Source organism: Streptomyces sp. NPDC004788, assembly GCF_053601115.1.
The window spans coordinates 144,815-162,275 of the sequence record NZ_JBSGBF010000006.1 but is presented as its reverse complement, the minus strand read 5'-3'; the positions used below and the strand labels follow the sequence as shown (position 1 = coordinate 162,275).

General features: G+C 72.4%; 12 protein-coding genes. 7 read left to right on the top strand and 5 right to left on the bottom strand.

What is annotated here, in order from left to right; genetic code table 11:
• Positions 1–47: 47 nt before the first annotated feature.
• Positions 48–566, bottom strand: a complete 519-nt coding sequence (locus ACWEJX_RS05720) for a PaaI family thioesterase (RefSeq protein WP_451606252.1) — start codon at positions 564–566, stop codon at positions 48–50.
• A 61-nt stretch (positions 567–627) separates the two neighbouring features.
• On the bottom strand, positions 628–2,910 hold the full coding sequence (locus ACWEJX_RS05715) for an FdhF/YdeP family oxidoreductase (protein WP_451606251.1): 2,283 nt from the start codon (positions 2,908–2,910) through the stop codon (positions 628–630).
• Positions 2,911–3,050: 140 nt separating this feature from the next.
• On the opposite strand from ACWEJX_RS05715, the gene polA reads away from it, so the two are divergent.
• The gene (gene polA, locus ACWEJX_RS05710; RefSeq protein WP_451606250.1) at positions 3,051–5,771 is read left to right on the top strand and encodes a DNA polymerase I; all 2,721 of its coding nucleotides are present in this window, start codon (positions 3,051–3,053) and stop codon (positions 5,769–5,771) included.
• A 277-nt stretch (positions 5,772–6,048) separates the two neighbouring features.
• Here polA and ACWEJX_RS05705 read toward each other — a convergent pair whose 3' ends face one another.
• Entirely contained in the window at positions 6,049–6,930 is an 882-nt protein-coding gene (locus ACWEJX_RS05705) for a DUF4184 family protein (protein ID WP_451606249.1), read from the bottom strand.
• A gap of 204 nt (positions 6,931–7,134) precedes the next feature.
• Here ACWEJX_RS05705 and ACWEJX_RS05700 point away from each other — a divergent pair, with 204 nt between their 5' ends.
• From ACWEJX_RS05700 to ACWEJX_RS05690, 3 genes are all read left to right on the top strand, one after another.
• On the top strand, positions 7,135–8,907 hold the full coding sequence (locus ACWEJX_RS05700; RefSeq protein WP_451606248.1) for a lytic transglycosylase domain-containing protein: 1,773 nt from the start codon (positions 7,135–7,137) through the stop codon (positions 8,905–8,907).
• A gap of 206 nt (positions 8,908–9,113) precedes the next feature.
• A complete protein-coding gene (locus tag ACWEJX_RS05695) occupies positions 9,114–9,254 on the top strand; it encodes an SPW_0924 family protein (RefSeq protein WP_451606247.1) in 141 nt (46 codons plus the stop codon).
• A 9-nt stretch (positions 9,255–9,263) separates the two neighbouring features.
• Positions 9,264–10,256, top strand: a complete 993-nt coding sequence (locus ACWEJX_RS05690; RefSeq protein WP_451606246.1) for a DUF3068 domain-containing protein — start codon at positions 9,264–9,266, stop codon at positions 10,254–10,256.
• Here the strand turns inward: ACWEJX_RS05690 and hrpB are convergent.
• Together hrpB and ACWEJX_RS05680 are read right to left on the bottom strand one after the other, a co-directional pair.
• Positions 10,240–12,795 (bottom strand): ATP-dependent helicase HrpB, encoded by a 2,556-nt coding sequence (gene hrpB, locus ACWEJX_RS05685; RefSeq protein ID WP_451606245.1) that lies wholly within the window; start codon positions 12,793–12,795, stop codon positions 10,240–10,242. The two genes, ACWEJX_RS05690 and hrpB, sit on opposite strands and share 17 nt — an antisense overlap.
• A 114-nt stretch (positions 12,796–12,909) precedes the next feature.
• Entirely contained in the window at positions 12,910–13,743 is an 834-nt protein-coding gene (locus ACWEJX_RS05680; protein ID WP_451606244.1) for a class I SAM-dependent methyltransferase, read from the bottom strand.
• A 362-nt stretch (positions 13,744–14,105) separates the two neighbouring features.
• On the opposite strand from ACWEJX_RS05680, the gene rpsA reads away from it, so the two are divergent.
• The 3 genes from rpsA to coaE all read left to right on the top strand — a co-directional run bounded on the left by rpsA (position 14,106) and on the right by coaE (position 17,352).
• Positions 14,106–15,599: a 30S ribosomal protein S1 gene (rpsA, locus tag ACWEJX_RS05675; RefSeq protein ID WP_389216473.1), complete on the top strand. Its 1,494-nt coding sequence runs from the start codon at positions 14,106–14,108 to the stop codon at positions 15,597–15,599.
• A gap of 177 nt (positions 15,600–15,776) precedes the next feature.
• Entirely contained in the window at positions 15,777–16,715 is a 939-nt protein-coding gene (locus ACWEJX_RS05670; protein WP_451606243.1) for a PAC2 family protein, read from the top strand.
• Positions 16,716–16,746: 31 nt separating this feature from the next.
• Positions 16,747–17,352: a dephospho-CoA kinase gene (gene coaE, locus ACWEJX_RS05665; protein WP_451606242.1), complete on the top strand. Its 606-nt coding sequence runs from the start codon at positions 16,747–16,749 to the stop codon at positions 17,350–17,352.
• Positions 17,353–17,461 lie beyond the last annotated feature (109 nt).

Genomic DNA, 17,461 nt, shown 5'->3' with positions numbered 1-17,461 from the left:
GGGCTTCCGTCCGGGGCCGCGGATGAGGTTGGCCCGGGGCGTACGGGTCAGGCGCCGGCGCCCGGGGTGCCGTCCGGGCGGGCCGCCGCCGGCACGTTGGCCGCGTCCTGCGTGCCGACGTCCTTGAGCATGCAGGTCAGCCGCGCCGAGCAGACCCGCTTGCCCTGCTCGTCGGTGATCACGATGTCGTACGTGGCCGTGGACCGGCCCCGGTGCACCGGCGTCGCCACGCCCGTCACCAGACCGTTGCGCACCCCGCGGTGGTGCGTGCAGTTCAGGTCCACGCCCACCGCGATCTTGGTGACGCCGGCGTGCAGCATCGAGCCGACCGATCCCAGCGTCTCGGCGAGCACCGCCGAGGCGCCGCCGTGCAGCAGCCCGTACGGCTGGGTGTTGCCCTCCACCGGCATCGTCCCGACCACGCGGTCGGCCGACGCCTCCAGGATCTGCACACCCATCCGGTTGCCCAGGTGTCCGGCCGAGAAGAGCGCCGGCAGGTCCACGCCGAGCGACGCGTACTCGTCGATGACCCCCTGCGGGAACTTCACGTTGTGCTGCTCACCCATGGTCCGGCTCCGTTCGTCCTCGTACGGCTCGCTGTACAGCCCGATCTTCCTGAGCAAACGCTTAGGAGGATGCGGATTCTTCCAGACGCACGATCACGGACTTGCTGGCGGGGGTGTTGCTGATGTCGGCGGTCGACTCCAGCGGCACCAGCACGTTCGTCTCCGGGTAGTACGCCGCCGCGCAGCCCCGGGCCGTCGGGTAGTGCACCACCCGGAAGCCGGGCGCCCGGCGCTCGCTGCCGTCGGTCCACTCGCTCACCAGATCCGCGTACGAGCCGTCCGCGAAGCCCAGCGCCGCCGCGTCCTCGGGGTGGATCATGACCACCCGGCGGCCGTTCGTGATGCCCCGGTAGCGGTCGTCCAGACCGTAGATCGTGGTGTTGTACTGGTCGTGCGAGCGCAGCGTCTGCAGCAGCAGCCGGCCCTCCGGGACCTTCGGGTACTCGACCGGCGCCGCCGTGAAGTTCGCCTTGCCGGTGGCCGTCGGGAAGCGGCGCTCGTCGCGCGGGGCGTGCGGCAGCGCGAAGCCGCCCGGGTTCGCCTTCAGACGCGCGTTGAAGTCCTCGAAGCCGGGGATCACCCGCGCGATGCGGTCGCGGATCACCGCGTAGTCCGCCTCGAACGCCTCCCACGGCGTCGCCGAGGCCGTGCCGAGCACCGCCCGCGCCATCCGCGCCACGATCGCCGGCTCGGACAGCAGCTGCGGGCTCGCCGGCGGCAGGTTGCCGCGCGAGGCGTGCACCAGGCCCATCGAGTCCTCGACCGTCACGACCTGCCTGCCCGACTTCTGCACGTCCTTGTCCGTGCGGCCCAGCGTCGGCAGGATCAGCGCGCGCGTGCCCGTGACCGCGTGCGAGCGGTTCAGCTTCGTCGACACGTGCACCGTCAGGCGCGCGTTGCGCATCGCCGCCTCGGTGACCTCCGTGTCCGGGGTCGCGCCGACGAAGTTGCCGCCCATCGCGAAGAACACCTTCGCCTCGCCGTCCCGCAGCGCCTCGATCGAGCGCACCACGTCGAAGCCGTGGTGGCGCGGCGAGACGATCCCGAACTCCTTGTCCAGGGCGTCCAGGAAGGCCGCCGACGGCCGCTCGAAGATCCCCATCGTGCGGTCGCCCTGCACGTTGGAGTGACCGCGCACCGGGCACACCCCGGCGCCCGGCCGGCCGATGTTGCCGCGCAGCAGCAGGAAGTTGACCACCTCGCGGATGGTCGGCACCGAGTGCTTGTGCTGGGTCAGGCCCATCGCCCAGCAGACGATCGTCCGCTCGGAGGCGAGCACCATCTCCAGGGCCCGCTCGATCTCCGCCCGGGACAGACCGGTCGCGGCGAGCGTCTCGTCCCAGTCGGCCTCCTTGGCGGCCGCCGCGAACTCCTCGTACCCGTGGGTGTGCGCGGCGACGAACTCCTCGTCCACGGCGCCCGGGGTCTCCAGGACCAGCTTGTTGAGCAGCCGGAACAGCGCCTGGTCGCCGCCGATGCGGATCTGCAGGAAGAGGTCGGTGAGCGCGGCGCCCCTGAGCATGCCCTGCGGCGTCTGCGGGTTCTTGAACCGCTCCAGACCCGCCTCCGGCAGCGGGTTCACCGAGATGATCCGCGCGCCCGCGGCCTTCGCCTTCTCCAGGGCCGACAGCATCCGCGGATGGTTCGTGCCCGGGTTCTGTCCGGCGACGACGATCAGGTCCGCCCGGTGCAGGTCCTCCAGGGAGACGCTGCCCTTGCCGATGCCGATCGTCTCGTTCAGCGCCGAGCCCGACGACTCGTGGCACATGTTGGAGCAGTCCGGCAGGTTGTTCGTACCGAACTCGCGGGCGAAGAGCTGCAGCAGGAACGCGGCCTCGTTGCTGGTCCGGCCCGAGGTGTAGAACAGCGCCTCGTCGGGGGAGCCGAGCGCGGTCAGCTCCTCCGCGATGATCGCGAACGCCCGCTCCCAGGAGACCGCCTCGTAGCGGTCGGCGCCCTCGGGGAGGTACATCGGCTCGGTGATCCGGCCCTGCTGCCCCAGCCAGTACCCACTGCGGGTCGCCAGGTCCGCCACCGGGTGCGCGGCGAAGAACTCCGGCGTCACCCGGCGCAGCGTCGCCTCCTCGGCGACGGCCTTCGCCCCGTTCTCGCAGAACTCGGCCACATGCCGCTTGTCCTCCTCGGGCCAGGCACAGCCGGGACAGTCGAAGCCGTCCTTCTGGTTGACCTTGAGCAGGGTCTGCGCCGTGCGCCGCACACCCATCTGCGCCTGGGCGATCCTCAGTGTGTGCGCGACGGCGGGCAGGCCGGCGGCGGCGTGCTGCGGCGCCTCGACCCGCGGTGCGTCCTGGACCGGGTCGCCGACGGGCGGCTTGCTGACCATCACGCTCTCCCTTGAGCGGAACCTGTGTCGTACGACTCCGATCCTGTCACGCGCCACCGACAACGGACCACGTGCGGTCCCCGGCCTCGTGCGGCCGGAGGGTGGACGGGAATGTCAGTGGCGCGTGGCAGGATCGTTCCGTGGCCGAGACAGCAGCGAAGAAGACCGATATGACCGAAGAGAACCGTCCGCGCCTGCTCCTCATGGACGGGCACTCCCTGGCGTACCGGGCGTTCTTCGCACTGCCCGCGGAGAACTTCACCACCGCGACCGGGCAGCCGACGAACGCGATCTACGGATTCGCGTCGATGCTGGCGAACACGCTCCGCGACGAGGCGCCCACGCACTTCGCCGTCGCGTTCGACGTGTCCCGCAAGACCTGGCGCTCCGAGGAGTTCCCCGAGTACAAGGCGACCCGCTCCAAGACCCCCGACGAGTTCAAGGGCCAGGTCGAGCTCATCGGCGAGCTGCTCGACGCCATGAACGCCCCGCGCTTCGCCGTCGACGGCTTCGAGGCGGACGACGTCATCGCCACCCTCGCCACCCAGGCCGAGGCCGAGGGCTTCGACGTCCTGATCGTCACCGGCGACCGCGACTCCTTCCAGCTGGTCACCGACCGCACCACCGTGCTCTACCCCACCAAGGGCGTCTCCGAGCTGACCCGCTTCACCCCGGAGAAGGTCCAGGAGAAGTACGGGCTCTCGCCCTCGCAGTACCCCGACTTCGCGGCCCTGCGCGGCGACCCGTCGGACAACCTGCCCGGCATCCCCGGCGTCGGCGAGAAGACCGCCGCGAAGTGGATCAACCAGTTCGGCTCCTTCGCCGAGCTGGTGGAGCGCGCCGAGGAAGTCAAGGGCAAGGCAGGCCAGAACCTCCGTGACCATCTGGAGTCGGTGAAGCTCAACCGCCGCCTCACCGAGATGGTCCGCGACGTCGAGCTGCCCAAGGCCGTCCCGGACCTCGCCCGCGAGCCGTACGACCGCAAGGCCCTCGCCCTCCTCCTCGACACCCTGGAGATCCGCAACCCCTCGCTGCGCGAGCGCCTCCTCGCCGTCGACCCCGGCGCCGCCGAGGAGACCGCCCCCGCACCGGCCCCCGGCGTCGCGCTCGACTACACCGTCCTCTGCTCCGGCGAGCTCGCCGGCTGGCTCGCCGAGCACGCCGGGCAGCCCCTCGGCATCGCCACCGTCGACAGCTGGGCGCTCGGCACCGGCAACGTCACCGAGGTCGCCCTCGCCTCGGGCGAGGGAGCGGCCGCCTGGTTCGACCCGAGCGAGCTCGACGAGGCCGACGAGCAGGCGTGGGCCGCCTGGATCGCCGACCCCGAGCGCCCCAAGGTGATGCACAACGCCAAGGGCGCCATGCGGGTCTTCCCCGAGCACGGCTGGAGCGTCGCAGGCGTCACCATGGACACCGCGCTCGCCGCCTACCTGGTCAAGCCCGGCCGCCGCTCCTTCGCCCTCGACGCGCTCTCCCTGGAGTACCTGGGCCGCGAGCTCGCCCCCGCCGCGCCCGCCGACGGCCAGCTCGCCTTCGGCGCCGACGACACCGCCGAGGCCGAGGCCCTGATGAGTCAGGCCAGGGCCGTCCTCGACCTCGGCACCGCCTTCGACGAGAAGCTCGCCGAGGTCGGCGCCAAGGAGCTGCTCCACGACGTCGAGCTGCCCACCTCCGTTCTCCTCGCCCGCCTGGAGCGGCACGGCATCGCCGCCGACCGCGACCACCTGGAGGCCCTGGAGCAGCAGTTCGCCGGCGCCGTGCAGCAGGCCGTCAAGGAGGCCCACGCCTCCGTCGGCCACGAGTTCAACCTGGGCTCGCCCAAGCAGCTCCAGGAGGTCTTCTTCGGCGAGCTCAACCTGCCCAAGACCAAGAAGACCAAGACCGGCTACACCACGGACGCCGACGCTCTCGCCTGGCTCGCCGGCCAGACCGAGCACGAGCTCCCGGTCATCATGCTCCGCCACCGCGAGCAGGCCCGGCTCCGCTCCACCGTCGAGGGCCTGATCAAGACCGTCGCCGCCGACGGCCGCATCCACACCACCTTCAGCCAGACCGTCGCCGCCACCGGCCGCCTCTCCTCCACCGACCCGAACCTGCAGAACGTGCCGGTACGGACGGACGAGGGCCGCGCGATCCGGCACGGCTTCGTCGTCGGCGAGGGCTTCGAGGCCCTCATGACCGCGGACTACAGCCAGATCGAGCTGCGCGTCATGGCCCACCTCTCCGAGGACGAGGGCCTCATCGAGGCCTTCACCTCCGGCGAGGACCTGCACACCACCGTCGCCTCCCAGGTCTTCGGCGTCGAGCGGAGCGCCGTCGACGCCGAGATGCGCCGCAAGATCAAGGCCATGTCGTACGGCCTCGCGTACGGGCTCTCCGCCTTCGGCCTCTCCCAGCAGCTCGGCATCGACCCCGCCGAGGCGCGCGGCCTGATGGACACCTACTTCGAGCGCTTCGGCGGCGTCCGCGACTACCTGCGCCGCGTCGTCGACGAGGCCCGGGCCACCGGCTACACCGAGACCATGCTCGGCCGCCGCCGCTACCTGCCCGACCTCAACAGCGACAACCGCCAGCGTCGCGAGGCCGCCGAGCGCATGGCCCTCAACGCCCCCATCCAGGGCACCGCCGCCGACATCGTCAAGGTCGCCATGCTCAACGTCGACCGCGCCCTCACCACCGCCGGCCTCGCCTCCCGCATGCTCCTCCAGGTCCACGACGAAATCGTCCTGGAACTGGCCCCGGGCGAGCGCGACCAGGTCGAGGCCCTGGTCCGCGAACAGATGGCGAACGCGGTGCAGTTGCGCGCACCGCTGGACGTCTCGGTAGGCGTAGGCAGGGACTGGGACTCGGCGGCGCACTGAGCGCAGGGGGAGCGGGGCGTCGCCCAGGTGGGCGGCCCCGCTCTACCCAGCCCGCGGGGGCTGCGCCGCGCTGGGAGGTGCCCACCTCCGGCCCCCCCGTGTGGGCAATCGTCCCGCTGGGGCGGGACGGGTGGGCACACGGGGACGGCGCCCTTGCGGGCGCGTTCCGCTGCTGCGCCTGCGTCCACCACGAGGGCGCTGCGCCCTCAAGCGGCGTGGGCTGCCGGGGCGTGGCGCGTCACGAGACGGGGGAGAGCGGCATCACCCGGCCGGGGTGTCAGCGCGACCCCGGACGGGAGGGCTCCGGCGCACTCTCCGCCGCGGGGCCTCCGTGACGGCCCGCCGCCCCCGACCGCGCCCGCAACGCCCCGACCCGCACCCCCGCCCCGTACACCACCACCCCGACGAACAGCCCCGCCCCCGCCCCGAAGCAAAGCGTCGGAATGATGTCGAGCGGCGTCTCGATCCGCCCCCAGTACGCGTACCACCGCACCACCCGGTGCACCGCCCCCGCCACCCCGCACGCCCCGATCACCGCCACCGCGAGCAGCAGCCCGCGCCGTCCCGGCACCGGCACCCCCGCCGGCAGCGCCGTCTCCGCGGGCACGGCGCGCAGCGCCCGTACGGTGAACCAGGCCAGCGCGACGAGGGCCAGCGCCGAACTCCCGTACTGCGTGTACAGATAGAGGGGGAAGCCCGCCACCACCTCGCCGAGCACCGGGATCAGCCGGGTGCCCCACCGGTCGAAGTGGGTGAACGCGTCCCACACCACATGGGTGGTCGCGCCGATCACCGCCGAGACGACGAACCAGCCGGCCAGCGCCGCCGGCGGCCGCTCCCGCCACGGCCGGCCGCGGACCGCCTCGTACACCCGCCCTCGCAGCCCCCGCGGCAGAAGCCCCACCAGCGGCTCACGCACCATCAGCCACAGCGCGACCAACAGCGCGGTGATGAGCACGTCGACGGTGACGACGCCGAGCAACGAGTGCGTGACGTCCCCGAAGAACATCGCGTCGGGCACCGCACTCGCCGCGAAATACGTCATGTCGGGCGAGAAGGAACCGGCGACGAGCGCCGACGCCACCAGAGGTCCGCGCGCTCTGCCACCGCGGCGGATGCCCGGCAGTACCGCGGCGGCATGGCTGAGCGTGAACGGCACGGAAATCCCCCTGGAGCCTGTCCTCGTCCGGTGTGCCCCCAGTATTGATCACCGATCGTGGGCGAAAGCACGGACGGCCAAGTGGTGACGAAACCGTGAAACACGGTCAGGGCCCGGTATCGGCGTGCCCGGAGTTGGCATAGGGTCGGCGGGTCGGACCCGCGCGGGGAGCGCGGAAGCGGGACACGGGGAGGGACCACACACATGGCAGCGCACTTGGGCCGCCGGCTGCGCAGGGGAGCCACCAGCGGTGCGATCGTCGCCGCGACCGTCGCCGCGCTCGCCGCGTCGCAGGCGCCGGGGACCCCGCCGCCGCCCGCCGACAACGCGAGCGGTGACACGCCGATCGGCGCGGGCGACGCGACCACGCCCCCGGACGGCGGCTCGGCCTCCGGCAACACGCAGTACTTCACCGACCTGCCGCCGCTGAACACGCCCAACAGGCCGGGCGCGCCCACCGTCAACGTGCCGGTCGTCACCGGCCCCGCCGAGGCCGGCATACCCGCGAGCGTCCTCGCCGCCTACAAGCGCGCCGAGGAGTCGATACGTTCCACCGACCCGGGCTGCAACCTGCCCTGGCAGCTCCTCGCCGGCATCGGCAAGGTCGAGTCCGGGCAGGCGAGCGGCGGCAGGGTCGACGCCAACGGCACCACCCTCAAGCCGATCCTCGGCCCCACGCTCAACGGCAACGGCTTCGCCGACATCACGGACACCGACCACGGCGTCTACGACGGCGACCGGGTCCACGACCGGGCGATCGGCCCGATGCAGTTCATCCCGTCGACCTGGGCCACCTGGGGTCAGGACGCCAACGGTGACGGGAAGAAGGACCCGAGCAACATCTACGACGCCGCCCAGGCCGCCGGCCTCTACCTGTGCGCGAACGACCGCAACCTCGCGCTCAAGGCCGACCTGGACCAGGCCGTCCTCAGCTACAACCACTCGACCGAGTACCTGAACACGGTGCTCTCCTGGTTCGAGTACTACAAGCGCGGCACGCACCAGGTGCCCGACGGCACCGGCGTCCTCCCCGTCCACCGCAGCGACGACCTGGACCCGGGCCGCACGCCCGGCCGGACCGTCCCGACGCACCCGGTCACGCCGCCCACCCCGAAGCCGAAGCCGTCGAAGCCCGTCACCCCGAAGCCGCCCACGCCGCCGAAGACCGACCCGGCGCTCGCGGTGGTACGGCTCAAGAACGCCTCCTCCGGCTCCCTCGACGCCACGGCGGGCACCACCTTCACCACCCGCCCGGCCGTCCTGGCGCTCGACACCACGGGCAAGCCGGTGGCCGGCGTCAAGGTCCGCTTCCGGATCGGCGACGGCACCGACACCCGCTTCGCCCTCGGCGGCGTTCGTGAGATCACCGCCGTGACCGGCAGCAGCGGCAAGGCCGTCGCCCCGAACCTCAAGGCCGGTGAGCGGACCGGTGACTTCACCGTCAGCGCCACCGTCGTCGGCCGCAGCCTGAACGCCCTCGCGTTCAAGGCGACCGTCACCGAGCGCCGCGCCGACGCCCTCGCCCGCCTCGACGAGAAGGACCTGACGGCCACCACCGGCGGCTCGTTCACCGACGAGGTGCGGGTCAAGGCCACCGACGGCGGCGCGATCGCCTCCGGTGTCGCCGTCACCGCCACCTTCGTCACCTCGGCGGACGACCCGAAGCCCGCCACCGGCGGCCCCTTCTTCAAGGCCGCCGACGGCACCGCCGTCCGCACCCTCACCGGTCTGAAGACGGACGCCGACGGTGTCCTGAAGCTCCCGGAGATCTTCGCGGGCGACCAGGCCGGCACCTTCACGCTGAAGCTGACCGCCCCCGGCGGCGGCACGCTGACCGTCCAGCTCAAGGTCACCGCCCCGGCCCCCGACCCGACGCCGACCCCGACTCCCACGCCGACCCCCTCCGGGTCGACCACGCCGTCGGAGCCGTCGGAGCCGTCGTCCACGGGTACCCCCGAGACCACGCCCAGCGCCTGAGGCCCGACGCCGGACGTCCGGTGCCCGACGTCCGGCGTACGCCGCTGCTCGCCGCCCCCGTGTCCCCGCCGGACACGGGGGCGGTGCCCTGTGCGCGCCCCGTGCCCGAAGTGCGTTCTGGGTGCGAGCTGTTCTCATCTCACGGCCGCGTTGCTACGGTGCCCCCGCCCTGACGATGTATCAGATCGAGCACCGGGAGGCCGACCTTGCGCGCCCTAGTTGCCGCCGCCATCGGACTCGTCCCCGTCCTCCTGTTCATCCTGCTCGTCTCCTTCGCCGATCTGCCGCCCGACGGGCCCACCTCGCCCCAGCCCCTGCTGACCGCCGACCCCGGCCCCCAGAAGTAGGGGGCACCCGTGCGCCGCCGAGCCAGCCTCGTCCTCCTCGCCCTCGCCGTCTTCTTCGCCGCCATGGCCCCCACCCTGCGCTGGTACGCCTTCCCGCGCCTGGCGAAGATCCCGCCGAACCAGTACCAGGTGACCGTCCTGGAGGCGAAGCCCGCCACCCTGCTCGACTACTCGACCCTCAAGTCCGAGCAGGTCGACAAGATCACGATCATCCAGACCCTCAAGGGCAACGTGGAGGAGTCCAGGAAGATCGAGCGCGACGCCGGCCGCGACGTCGTCGTCTGGGACTCGCTCTCCTATGTGACCGGCCCCGACGGCAAGATGGTCTCCAAGATCCCCGAGCGCTACATCTTCGACGCCCACACCCAGGACCCCGTCCACGCCACCGGCGAGATGGTCGACGGCGACCCGGTCCGCCGCGAGGGCATCGAGTTCAAGTGGCCCTTCCTCACCGAGAAGCGGGACTACCAGTACTTCGACGCCCAGACCCGCACCTCGGCCCCCATCCACTACAAGGGCACCCGCACCTTCCGCGGCCTGGACGTCTACTACTTCGAGCAGACCATCCCCTGGACCAAGGTCCCCATGCCCAAGACGATGCCCGTCAAGGGCATCACCCCCGAGGTCCTCGCCAAGACCGGCCTCACCCGCTGGTACAGCACCAAGCGCATGTTCTGGGTCGACCCCGTCACGGGCGCCCCCGTCAACGGCGAGGAGATCCACAAGGAGGAGCTCCGCAACGCCCGCGCCCTGATGGGCCAGGACACGATCACCGTCTTCGCGGGGCACGTGAAGATGCGCGAGGACTACATCACCGGCGTCGTCGACCTGGTCAAGTCCAACCGGCTCATGGTCCTCCTGCTCGTCTCCTATCTGCCCTGGAGCTTCACCGTCCTCGCCCTCCTCCTGCTCGCCCTCTCCCTCTGGCTCGAAGCCCGCTCACGCGGCGGACGGGCCACGGACGCCGGCCCCGAGCCGACCCTGGTCACCGCTCCCGTCTGAGCCGGGCGCTGGTGTGCCGGGTGGCCTCCGCCGCCGAGGGGTCCTCCGGCCACGGGTGCTTCGGATAGCGGCCCCGCAGCTCCGCCCGCACCCCGCGATAGCCGTCCCGCCAGAACGAGGCCAGATCCGAGGTCACCGCCGCCGGCCGCCCGGCGGGGGAGAGCAGATGCACCACGACCGGCACCCCCGCCACCCGCGGCGTCTCGGCGAGCCCGAACATCTCCTGCAGCTTCACCGCGAGCACCGGCCGCTCCCCGCCGTAGTCCACCCGTATCCGCGAACCGCTCGGCACCTCGATCCGCTCCGGCGCCAGCTCGTCGAGCCGCCCCGCCTCGCCCGACGCCCACGGCAGCAGCCGGCGCAGGCCCTCCCCGGCGTCGATCCGGCCCAGGTCCGCCCGCCGCCGCGCCCGGGACAGCTCCGGCTCCAGCCACTCCCCGGCCCGGGCCAGCAGCGCCTCCTCCGCCACGTCCGGCCACGGCTCGCCCAACTCCCGGTGCAGAAAGGCCAGCCGCTGCCGCAGCTCCGCCCCCTCCCGGCCCCACCGCAGCAGCGCCGTGCCCTCCCGGCGCAGCCCGTCGAGCAGCGCCTCCCGGACCAGGCCGGGATCGGCCTCCTCCCGCAGTGGGCGGACCGTCAGCTTCACCGCCCCCAGCCGCTCCACCGACCGGGCCACCACGTCCCCGTCCTCCCAGTGGACCTCCTCGCCCGCCCGCAGCAGATGCCCCGCCGCTCGCCGCGCCACCTCCTCGTCCACCACGGCCGCGAGCCGCACCCGGGCGGTCGCGCTCTGCGCCGTCCGGTCCGCCACCGCGACCGCGAGCCACGCCGGGGACCCGAGCCGCGAGCCCTCCGATAGCCGCGCCCCCGTCCCGGACGCCATCAGATAGCCGCCCTGCTCCCGCGCCCGCGCCACCCGCTCGGGAAACGCGAGCGCCGTCACGAGCCCCGCCACCGCGTCCTCACCCGAGCCCCCGGAAGCCCCGCCGGTCCCGCCGGTCCCGCCTTGCCCGGTGCCGGCCGCGCGCTCCAGGCGCCGCACCTCCGCCCGCCAGCGCGCCGCGTACCCGTCGCCGCCCCGGCGCGCCTCCCGCCAGGCCGCCGCCAGATCGTCCCCGTACTCCCGGGGCGGCTCCTCGCTCAGCAACGCCACCACCTCCGCCGCCCGCCGGACCCCGACCTCGGCCGCGCCGTCGAGCAGGGCCCGGGCCAGTCGCGGATGCAGGCCGAGCCGGGACATCCGCACCCCCCGGTCCGTCGCCCGGCCGTCCTCGTCCACGGCGCCCACCGCCGTGAGCACCGCACGGGCAGCCGCCATCGCCCCGGCCGGCGGCGCGTCCAGGAGGGCGAGCCCCGAGGCCGTCGGATCGCCCCAGCAGGCCACTCGCAGCGCGAAGTCGGTCAGATCGGCGACCTTGATCTCGGGGGAGGGGAAGCGCACCTGCCGCGCGTCCTCCGCCGCGGACCAGCAGCGGTAGACCGTTCCGAAGCCCTCACGCCCCGCCCGGCCCGTGCGCTGGGTGGCGACCGCCACCGACACCGGCACCGTGGCGAGCGAGCCCAGGCCCCGGGCGTGATCCATCCGCGGCTCCCGGGCGAGCCCGGAGTCCACCACGATCCGCACTCCTGGCACGGTCAGGCTCGACTCCGCCACCGAGGTCGTCAGGACCACCCGCCGTCGGCCGCCCGGCCCGGCGCCCCGCAGCACCGCGTCCTGCACCGCCGCCGGCGCGCGCCCGTGCAGCTGGAGCACCTCGGCGTCCACATCGGCGAGCAGCCCCGCCGTCCGGGCGATCTCGCCCGTCCCGGGCAGGAAGCAGAGCACATCGCCCTCGTGGCGCTCCAGGGCCTCCCGGACCGTCGCGGCGACATGCCGGAGCAGCGCGGGATCCACCCAGGTGCCGTGTGCGGGCCGCACCCCGGCCGGCGGCGGCGCGAAGTGGATCGCCGAGCCGTGGATCCTCCCCTCGGCCCGCACGACCGGCGCCGGGCCGGTGCCGTCCAGCACCGTCAGCAGATCCGCCCACGCCTTCGCGTCGCTCGTCGCCGACGCGGCGATCAGCTTCAGCTCGGGCCGCAGGGTCGCGCGCACGTCCACCAGGAAGGCCAGCGCCGTGTCCGCGTCCAGATGCCGCTCATGGCACTCGTCGAGCAGCACCACGTCCACGCCGGCCAGCTCCGGATCGCGCTGGAGCCGCTGGAGCAGCACGCCCGTGGTCACCACCTCGACCCGGGTCGCGGGCCCGGCCCGCCGTTCCCCGCGCACGGAGAAGCCGACGGCTCCGCCGACCTCCTCGCCCAGCAGCCACGCCATCCGCCGGGCCGCGGCCCGCACCGCCATCCGGCGCGGCTCCGCGACCAGCACCCGGCGCGCCGGCCCGTCCCCTATAAGACCCGCGAGGGCCAGCGGGACCAGCGTGGTCTTGCCGGTCCCGGGCGGGGCGTGCAGCACCGCCGTGCCGCGCTCCCCGAGCGCGGTCAGCAGCTCGGGGACGGCATGGCGGACGGGAAGGCGGTCGAGTGCGTCGTTTCGGATCACACGGCAAGTCTCGTACGCCGGGGCGACCCGTCGCGCCGCGTTGTCCACAGGCCCGCCGATCAGTAGTACTAATCGGCCGCCCGTGGGTACCTCGGCCGCCCGTCGGTACCTCGGCTACCCGTCGACGCGCTCGCAGACGAAGATCGCCGTGCCCGGGATCAGGTTCCCCCGCAGAGGGGACCAGCCGCCCCACTCCTGGCTGTTCCAGGCCGGCCACTCCGGCTCGACCAGGTCGACCAGCCGGAAACCACCGGCGACCACGTCCCGCACCCGGTCCCCGATCGTCCGGTGGTGCTCGACGTAGACCGCACGCCCCCGCTCGTCCTGCTCCACGTACGGCGTCCGGTCGAAATACGAGGCCGCGACCGACAGCCCCTCGGGCCCCGGCTCGTCCGGGAACGCCCAGCGGATGGGATGCGTCACCGAGAACACCCACCGGCCGCCCGGCCGCAGCACGCGGTGCACCTCGCGGAAGACCCGTACCGGATCGGCCACGAACGGCACCGCGCCGTACGCCGAGCACGCCAGGTCGAAGGAGCCGTCGCGGAGCGGCAGCGCCCCCGCGTCGGCCTCCACCAGCGGCACGTCCCCGCCGATCCGCAGCGCGTGCTGGAGCTGCCGGTGCGAGAGGTCGAGCGCCACCGGCCGGGCGCCCTGCGCCGCCAGCCAGCGCGCGCACTGCGCCGCGCCCGCGCCGATCTCCAGGACGTCCAGGCCCTTCAGCGCCGCGGCCGGCCCGAGCAGCCCGGCATCCGCCTCGTCGAGACCCTCCGGGCCCCAGACGAACCGGTCGTCGCCCAGGAACGCTCCGTGCTCGGTCTGGTACTCGTCGGCGTTCCGGTCCCACCAGCCCCGGCTCGCGCGGCTGCTCTCCGCGTCCCCGGCGTCACGCCGGGTGGCCTCCGCGTCTTCCTCGGGAGCGTCTTCGTGTCCGTACTCTTGGTTCATCTCGCCCGTCGATGTAGTTTGCGCTCAGAGCCGCGCGCGTAGAACGCGACACGGCTTCCCGTGGCCAGGATGGCCTGGGCTGACACGAGTTGTGCCGGGTATGCGGCGATCCGCCCCGGGTGTGCGCTTCGCGCATTGACCCTGTCCGGCCGCCCCCGTATGCTAAAGGTTGCGCTGCGGGCCTGCGCGCCTCAGACGGAGCAGGCCGCGCTCGCATCTGTTGTATGTCCCCTCGGTTTTCGAGGCGTCCCCGTTCTCCGGGACAGGCGCTTCCTTGGCTGTCCGGCTTCTTCAGCTGCGATACGGGCTCTCGGCGTAGCAGTACCTACGACTTCAATGTCCGTACCGGAGCCCTTTCCCACATGACGAGCAGCACCGAGACCACCGCCACCACCCCGCAGGTTGCGGTCAACGACATCGGTAACGAGGAAGCCTTCCTCGCCGCGATCGACGAGACGATCAAGTACTTCAACGACGGCGACATCGTCGACGGCGTCATCGTGAAGGTCGACCGGGACGAGGTCCTGCTCGACATCGGTTACAAGACCGAAGGTGTCATCCCGAGCCGCGAGCTCTCGATCAAGCACGACGTCGACCCGAACGAGGTCGTCAAGGTCGGCGACGAGATCGAGGCCCTGGTTCTCCAGAAGGAGGACAAGGAAGGCCGCCTGATCCTCTCGAAGAAGCGCGCCCAGTACGAGCGTGCCTGGGGCACCATCGAGAAGATCAAGGAAGAGGACGGCATCGTCACCGGTACCGTCATCGAGGTCGTCAAGGGTGGTCTCATCCTCGACATCGGCCTCCGCGGCTTCCTCCCGGCCTCCCTGGTCGAGATGCGTCGCGTCCGCGACCTCCAGCCCTACGTGGGCAAGGAGCTCGAGGCGAAGATCATCGAGCTGGACAAGAACCGCAACAACGTGGTCCTGTCCCGCCGCGCCTGGCTCGAGCAGACCCAGTCCGAGGTCCGCCAGACCTTCCTCACGACCCTCCAGAAGGGTCAGGTCCGCTCCGGCGTCGTGTCCTCGATCGTCAACTTCGGTGCCTTCGTGGACCTGGGTGGCGTCGACGGTCTCGTTCACGTCTCCGAGCTGTCCTGGAAGCACATCGACCACCCGTCCGAGGTTGTCGAGGTCGGCCAGGAGGTCACCGTCGAGGTTCTCGACGTCGACATGGACCGCGAGCGTGTCTCCCTGTCGCTGAAGGCGACCCAGGAGGACCCGTGGCAGCAGTTCGCCCGTACCCACCAGATCGGCCAGGTCGTTCCGGGTAAGGTCACCAAGCTGGTTCCGTTCGGTGCGTTCGTCCGCGTGGACGAGGGCATCGAGGGTCTGGTCCACATCTCCGAGCTGGCCGAGCGCCACGTGGAGATCCCGGAGCAGGTCGTCCAGGTCAACGACGAGATCTTCGTCAAGGTCATCGACATCGACCTCGAGCGTCGCCGGATCTCGCTGTCCCTGAAGCAGGCCAACGAGTCCTTCGGTGCCGACCCGGCGTCGGTCGAGTTCGACCCGACCCTGTACGGCATGGCCGCGTCCTACGACGACCAGGGCAACTACATCTACCCCGAGGGCTTCGACCCCGAGACCAACGACTGGCTCGAGGGCTACGAGAAGCAGCGCGAGGAGTGGGAGCGCCAGTACGCCGAGGCGCAGCAGCGCTTCGAGCAGCACCAGCAGCAGGTCATCAAGTCCCGCGAGGCCGACGAGGCCGCCGCTGCCGAGGGTGGCGCCGCCGCTCCGGCCGCCGCGCCGACCGGTGGCTCGTACTCCTCGGAGTCGGACGACACCGCCGGCGCCCTGGCGTCGGACGAGGCGCTTGCCGCCCTGCGCGAGAAGCTGGCCGGCGGCCAGAGCTGAAACGGCTCACCGCTGAGCTCCAGTAGCTAGCGTCGAGGCCCGTCTCCCTTCGGGGAGGCGGGCCTCGTTCGTTTGTCCCGGACCCGGCGCGACGGCGCGGACGGAAATCCTGTACGCGGGGAATGGCGGTGCGTCAGGCGGTGTTGTCCCTGAAGAACGCGAGGAGGAGCGGAAATCGTGCTTGATCCCCAGGATTTGTACGAATGGGACCAGAAGGGCCTGGCCGTCGTGGACATGGCCCTGGCGCAGGAGTCGGCCGGACTGGTCATGCTCTACCACTTCGACGGGTACATCGACGCCGGTGAGACCGGTGAGCAGATCGTCGACGGACTGCTCGACACCCTGCCCCACCAGCTGGTGGCCCGCTTCGACCACGACCGCCTCGTGGACTACCGGGCCCGCCGCCCCCTGCTGACCTTCCGCCGCGACCGCTGGACCGCGTACGAGACCCCCTCGATCGAGGTCCGACTCGTCCAGGACGCCACCGGCGCCCCCTTCCTGCTGCTCTCCGGGCCCGAGCCCGACGTCGAGTGGGAGAGGTTCGCCGCCGCCGTCGGCCAGATCGTCGAGCGTCTCGGCGTCCGCCTCGCCGTCAACTTCCACGGCATCCCGATGGGCGTCCCGCACACCCGCCCGGTCGGCCTCACGCCGCACGGCAGCCGCACGGACCTCATGCCCGGCCACCGCAGCCCCTTCGACGAGGCCCAGGTGCCCGGCAGCGCCGAGTCCCTCATCGAGTTCCGTCTCACCGAGGCCGGTTTCGACACCCTCGGCGTCGCCGCCCACGTCCCGCACTACGTGGCCCGCTCCCCGTACCCGGACGCCGCTCTGACCGCCCTGGAGGCCGTCACCGCGGCCACCGGTCTGGTCCTGCCCGGCGTGGCCCACGCCCTGCGTACGGAGGCCCGCCGCACCCAGACCGAGATCGAGCGCCAGATCGGCGAGGGCGACGAGGAGCTGACGACGCTCGTCCAGGGCCTCGAGCACCAGTACGACGCCATGGCCGGCGCCGATACCCGCGGCAACCTGGTCGCCGAGCCCGTCGACCTGCCCTCCGCGGACGAGCTGGGCCGCGAGTTCGAGCGCTTCCTCGCGGAACGGGAGGGCGACGCCTAGCCGCCCGGCAGCGGGATCTAAGCTGCCGCTCATGCTGAAGGTGGGCCTGACCGGCGGAATCGGCGCCGGCAAGAGCGAAGTGTCCCGGCTGCTCGTCTCGTACGGAGCGGTCCTCATCGACGCCGACCGGATCGCCCGCGAGGTCGTGGAGCCCGGCACGCCCGGGCTCGCGGCCGTCGTCGAGGAGTTCGGTCCGGAGATCCTCACCCCCGAGGGCACCCTCGACCGGCCGAGGCTCGGCTCGATCGTCTTCGCCGACCCCGAGCGACTCGCCTCCCTCAACGCCATCGTCCATCCGCTCGTCGGCGCTCGCTCCGCCGAGCTGGAGGGCCAGGCCGGCCCCGACGACGTCGTCGTCCACGACGTGCCGCTGCTCACCGAGAACGGCCTCGCGCCCCTCTACGACCTGGTCGTCGTCGTGGACGCCGCCCCGGAGACCCAGCTGGACCGCCTGGTCCGGCAGCGCGGCATGACCGAGGACGAGGCCCGGGCCCGGATGGCCGCCCAGGCCACCCGCGCCCAGCGCCGCGCCGTCGCCGACCTCCTGATCGACAACGACGGCCCCCTGGAGGCGCTGGAACCCCAGGTGCGCAAGGTGTGGGAGGAGCTCCGACAGCGCGCCGCCGGGAACTCCTAGCGGAGCCGGCGGGCTCGGCGCGCTTCGCGAGCCCTCGCGCCCGGGATAGAGGCGGGCCCGCGAGGAAATACCCCACCAGGGGGCTCCGCGGAATGCGGTCGCCGTGCCC

Excerpts from the sequence above, each read along its gene's own strand:
- ACWEJX_RS05720 (WP_451606252.1), bottom strand. The coding sequence starts at position 566 with ATGGGTGAGCAGCACAACGTGAAGTTCCCGCAGGGGGTCATCGACGAG.
- ACWEJX_RS05715 (WP_451606251.1), bottom strand. The coding sequence starts at position 2,910 with ATGGTCAGCAAGCCGCCCGTCGGCGACCCGGTCCAGGACGCACCGCGG.
- ACWEJX_RS05700 (WP_451606248.1), top strand. The coding sequence starts at position 7,135 with ATGGCAGCGCACTTGGGCCGCCGGCTGCGCAGGGGAGCCACCAGCGGT.
- ACWEJX_RS05680 (WP_451606244.1), bottom strand. The coding sequence starts at position 13,743 with ATGAACCAAGAGTACGGACACGAAGACGCTCCCGAGGAAGACGCGGAG.
- rpsA (WP_389216473.1), top strand. The coding sequence starts at position 14,106 with ATGACGAGCAGCACCGAGACCACCGCCACCACCCCGCAGGTTGCGGTC.
- coaE (WP_451606242.1), top strand. The coding sequence starts at position 16,747 with ATGCTGAAGGTGGGCCTGACCGGCGGAATCGGCGCCGGCAAGAGCGAA.